A 5,089-nucleotide genomic window follows, 5' to 3' on the forward strand; every position below is an offset into this window, starting at 1 on the left:
AGAAGGGAGTATGCGGCGTTTTTTATTCGTGGGAAAACGGTAGTGAAAGCACTATGCCTCTGATAAGTTTTTATAGAAAAAAGGGGCCGTTCTCCGATTTTATGCTAATTTTGCCCTGCCGCCGTGTGTCTTGCAATCGGCTGGCATAGTCTAAAGTGTTGGTGATGAATATAAAAAAGCATTACAAATATCTGAGTGACATCGATTCTCCGCAGGATTTGCGCGAATTTTCGGAAGAATGTCTTCCTCAAATATGTGAGAGTTTGCGCGAAGACATCATAGATGAACTGGCCGATAACCCCGGTCACTTTGCTTCAAGTTTGGGAACGGTGGAACTGACGGTGGCCTTACACTACGTTTTTGATACACCTTACGACCGCATTGTGTGGGATGTAGGGCATCAGGCTTATGGTCATAAAATCCTGACGGGACGCCGCGATGCTTTTTCTACTAACCGTAAACTAGGTGGCATCCGCCCTTTTCCATCGCCTTTGGAAAGTGATTACGATACCTTTGCATGTGGCCATGCCTCCAACTCCATATCAGCAGCTTTGGGTATGTCGCTCGCATCGCTCAAACAAGGCGATGAAAACCGTCATGTCGTAGCCGTCATAGGTGATGGTGCCATGAGTGGCGGTTTGGCTTTTGAGGGACTGAACAACGTGTCGGATACGCCTAACAATATGCTCATCATTCTCAATGACAACAATATGAGCATAGACAGAGCTGTTGGAGGGATGAAAAACTATCTGATGCATCTGCATACCAGTTCGTTTTATAACCGTTTGCGCTTCCGCTTGTCAAGGTGTCTCTCAAAATGGGGACTGCTCAATGAAAATCGTCGTCGTCGCATTTTGCGTTTCAATAATTCCGTGAAATCGTTGCTGACCAACCAGCAAAATATTTTTGAGGGTATGAACATCCGCTATTTCGGGCCAACGGATGGACATAACGTTAAGGAACTGGTGCGCGTTTTGCGTGAAATAAAAGAAATGAGAGGTCCAAAACTTCTTCATCTTCATACCGTGAAGGGCAAAGGTTTCAAACCTGCCGAGATAGCTGCCACGGAGTGGCATGCACCAGGGCTGTTTGACAAAGAGACCGGCGAGCGTATAGAAGAAACTCCGAGAGGCTGTCCGCCTAAATTTCAGGATGTGTTTGGAGAAACCCTTCTTGAACTGGCGGTTGCCAATGAGCGTATTGTGGGTGTTACGCCGGCAATGCCCAGTGGTTGTTCTATGAACATCCTGATGAAATCCATGCCGGGACGTGCCTATGATGTTGGCATTGCCGAAGGGCATGCCGTAACCTTTTCAGCAGGTATGGCCAAAGAAGGACTGCTGCCTTTCTGTAATATTTATTCCTCGTTTGCCCAGCGGGCTTATGACAATATTATTCACGATGCAGCTTTGCTGTCCCTACCCGTGGTGCTTTGCCTTGACCGTGCCGGACTGGTTGGCGAAGACGGCCCAACACATCATGGTGTGTTTGATTTGGCTGCTTTGCGGCCTATTCCCAATTTGACGATTGCTTCCCCTCTCGATGAGCATGAATTACGCCGGCTGATGTACACCGCACAGTTACCCGATAAGGGAACTTTCGTTATTCGCTATCCTCGCGGCCGCGGCCGGCTGGCTGATTGGCGCTGTCCGTTGGAGGAAATTCCCGTAGGTCGCGGCCGGCAACTAAAGGATGGGAAAGATCTGGCTGTTATCTCCATCGGACCTATTGGCGTGACGGCTGCCGAAGCCATACGCGAAGCCGAAGCTGGGACTTCACTGTCTGTCGCTCATTACGACTTGCGCTTTCTCAAACCGCTGGACGAATCATTACTTCACGAGGTGGGACGCCGTTTCAAGCGTATTGTAACGGTGGAAGACGGAGTGCGGTTTGGTGGTATGGGAAGTGCTGTTCTTGAGTGGATGAACGATCACAGCTATCGTCCGGACATTGTGCGCCTGGGCATTCCCGATAATTTTGTGGAACACGGCGCAGTGGGCGAACTCTACCGGATTGTCGGACTTGATAAGGAAAGCATCAGGAAAGTATTGACCGCAAGAAACGGGGCAACTGTTTCTTAATGAACAAAGCAAATTCTCAGATATGAAAATTATCATAGCCGGTGCGGGTGCCGTGGGCACGCATCTGGCAAAACTTTTTTCGAAGGAGCGCCACGATATTACGCTCATCGATGACGATGCCGAACGCCTGGAAGGTATTGGTTCGAATTTTGAATTACTGACCGTTTGTGCCTCGCCGTCCTCCATTGAGGCGCTCAAGGAAGCAGAGGTAGGGAAGGCCGATCTTTTTATCGGTGTGACTCCTGACGAGGCACATAACATGACCAGTTGTATGCTGGCTTCTAAGCTGGGAGCCAGAAAAACCGTGGCGCGGGTCGATAATTATGAATATACGCGACCGGAGCACCGCGATTTCTTTAAGGGTGTAGGCATTGATTCTATTATTTATCCTGAAATGCTGGCCGGTGTTGAGATTATGCACAATATCAGGTATAGTTGGGTGCGCCAGTGGCTTGAAGTGCAGAACGGCGCTTTGATAATGTTGGGGGTCAAAGTGCGTGCCAGTGCCGATATTCTTAATATCCCGTTGCGTGACCTTTGTGGTCCGGATGCCCCTTATCACATTGTCGCTATCAAGCGGCGTCAGGAAACCTTGATTCCTCACGGCAACGATGAAATTGTTGCCGGTGATGTGGTGTATTTTATGACAACGCGTCCTTATGTAGCCCATATTCAGGAAATAGCCGGAAAGAAAGACTATCCGGAGGTAAAGAATATCTTTGTTATGGGAGGTGGCAGTACATCGGTGCAGGCACTTTGGAATATGCCGGAATATATGCATGCCAAGGTTTTCGAAACGGATGTGCGCCGTTGCGAACGGCTCAATGAGATAATTGAAAGGCGTGGCGTGCTTGTTTTCCATGGCGATGGCCGCGATATGGATCTTCTTGAGGAAGAAGGTATCAGGAACGTGGAGGCATTTGCCGCTTTGACGGATAATTCCGAAGCCAATATCCTGGCCTGTCTGGCGGCTAAGCGTATGGGTGTCAGGAAGACAGTGGCTATGGTCGAAAATATCGACTATATCGGCATGGCCGAGAGCCTGGACATCGGTTCGATAATAAATAAGAAGATGTTTGCCGCCAGCCATATCTATCAGATGATGCTTAAGGCTGATGTGACCACCATGAAGAGTCTGACGGTGGCTAATGCCGATGTGGCTGAGTTTGTGGTAAAGGAAAATTCCCGTATCACCCGCAAGGCTGTGAAAGATCTGGATTTGCCTCCTACGGTTACGCTTGGCGGACTGGTGCGCAACGGGCATGGCATATTGATCAACGGCATGACGCAGATACTTCCTGGCGATACGGTTGTGGCTTTCTGTCTGGAAAATGCGGTGAAGCGGCTGGAGAAGTATTTCAAGTGAGAGTTTTATGATGTGTGCCGGCAGTGAAAGGCCACCGCCGGAAAAGCGGACACCTGTTGTCGGAGAAAAAAAGTTATTACGGGAAGATAATGATTAACGCAAAGATAATATTAAAGGTACTTGGCTCTTTGCTTTTCCTTGAAGTTCTGTTGTTGTCGGGTTGTCTGGGATTGGGGTTGTTTTATGGTGAGCACGATTATCTGAGTTTCGGCGTACCTGCCCTTTGCGCCTTGTTTTTGGGCATAACTTTCAAAATGTTTGGCCGCCATGCCGAAAACCGTATGAGTCGCCGTGACGGTTTTCTGAGTGTTTCGCTTTCGTGGATAATATTTTCCGCCATAGGTATGCTGCCTTTTCTCATCGGTGGTCACGAGACGCGTGTGGCCGCCGCTTTTTTCGAGAGCATGTCGGGTTTCAGTACGACCGGTTCCACTATATTTACGGATGTCGACGCGCTTCCCAAATCCATATTGTTCTGGCGTAGCCTGACACATTGGTTCGGCGGTATGGGCATTGTCTTTTTCACCATAGCCGTGTTGCCTACAATGGGTACGGGTGATTTGAAACTTTTTTCAGCCGAAGCCACCGGTCTGAAAACCGGCAAGCTTCATCCACGCATCAGTACGACGGCACGTTGGCTGTGGGGAGTATACCTGTTTCTGACAGTCGCTTGTACCGCTGCGCTCTATCTTTGCGGCATGAGCCTCTTCGATGCTGTCAATCACGGAATGTCCACTGTGGCAACCGGCGGATTTTCCACTCATACCGATAGTGTCGGATGGTTCCGTTCGCCGCTCATTGAGTATGTGGAGCTGATATTCATGTTTCTGGCCTCCATTAATTTCACACTGCTTTACCTTTTCTTCATCAAGCGTCACTGGCGCGATGTATGGCGCGATGGCGAACTGCGTTGTTTCATTGCCATCTGTTCTTTTGTCATCGTCTATGTGACGGCAGCGCTTTACATGACGTCCGATTTCGATTTGGCGGATTCTTTCCGCTATGCCGCGTTCCATGTCATGTCGCTGCAGTCCACCACCGGCTTTACCTCCCACGATTTCATGGAGTGGCACCCGTCCACCTACCTTATGATGTTTTTTGTCACAGCCGTGGGTAGTTGTGCAGGTTCCACCAGTGGCGGCATCAAATGTATCCGTGTGATGACGGCTTATAAAATGATGGCCAATGAGTTCCGCCATATCCTCCATCCGCGTGCCGTCATGCCCATCCGCATAAACCGGATAACTATCGGCGAAGATGTGGGACATACCATCTTTGCCTATTTTGTGGCGTTTTTCGTGCTGATTTTCGGTGCTGCCGTTGTTATGTCGTGTATGGGTATTCCTTTGCTCGATTCTTTCAGTCTGGGCATCGCCTCGTTTGCCAATGCCGGACCTTCCATCGGCCATCTGGTAGGACCTTTGGATGCTTGGAACATGTTGCCAGACAGTGTGCTCTGGATCAATTCCTTCCTCATGTTGGCCGGACGCCTCGAGATATTCTCACTGCTGTTGCCTTTTATTCCCGCCTTTTGGCGTGACAACTGAGGTTGGCTCAGGCTAAGCCGCCAGCCTGTTTCTAAGTGGAGAGAGAGGTTCCGGCTTTAACATATTTAACTTTCCGTTACCTTTTAACGTGTTAA

Annotated in this window: 3 protein-coding genes; all 3 read left to right on the forward strand. The window is 49.3% G+C overall.

Annotated features, from left to right (window positions below):
- Positions 1-164 precede the first annotated feature (164 nt).
- The 3 genes from dxs (at position 165) to C5S62_RS10905 (ending at position 4,994) form a co-directional block, all read left to right on the forward strand.
- Positions 165-2,081 carry a 1-deoxy-D-xylulose-5-phosphate synthase gene (gene dxs, locus C5S62_RS10895; protein ID WP_104405407.1) on the forward strand — a complete coding sequence of 639 codons (1,917 nt, stop codon included), beginning with the start codon at positions 165-167 and terminating at the stop codon, positions 2,079-2,081.
- Between the two features lie 22 nt (positions 2,082-2,103).
- Entirely contained in the window at positions 2,104-3,447 is a 1,344-nt protein-coding gene (trkA, locus tag C5S62_RS10900) for a Trk system potassium transporter TrkA (protein WP_104405408.1), read from the forward strand.
- An 89-nt stretch (positions 3,448-3,536) separates the two neighbouring features.
- Positions 3,537-4,994 carry a TrkH family potassium uptake protein gene (locus tag C5S62_RS10905; RefSeq protein ID WP_104405409.1) on the forward strand — a complete coding sequence of 486 codons (1,458 nt, stop codon included), beginning with the start codon at positions 3,537-3,539 and terminating at the stop codon, positions 4,992-4,994.
- The last annotated feature ends 95 nt before the right edge of the window (positions 4,995-5,089 follow it).

The organism is Prevotella sp. MGM2 (genome assembly GCF_002933955.1).
In the GTDB taxonomy this organism is placed as follows: domain Bacteria; phylum Bacteroidota; class Bacteroidia; order Bacteroidales; family Bacteroidaceae; genus Alloprevotella.

Coding starts and splice junctions, on each gene's coding strand:
- dxs (WP_104405407.1), top strand. CDS start 165: ATGAATATAAAAAAGCATTACAAATATCTGAGTGACATCGATTCTCCG.
- trkA (WP_104405408.1), top strand. CDS start 2,104: ATGAAAATTATCATAGCCGGTGCGGGTGCCGTGGGCACGCATCTGGCA.
- C5S62_RS10905 (WP_104405409.1), top strand. CDS start 3,537: ATGATTAACGCAAAGATAATATTAAAGGTACTTGGCTCTTTGCTTTTC.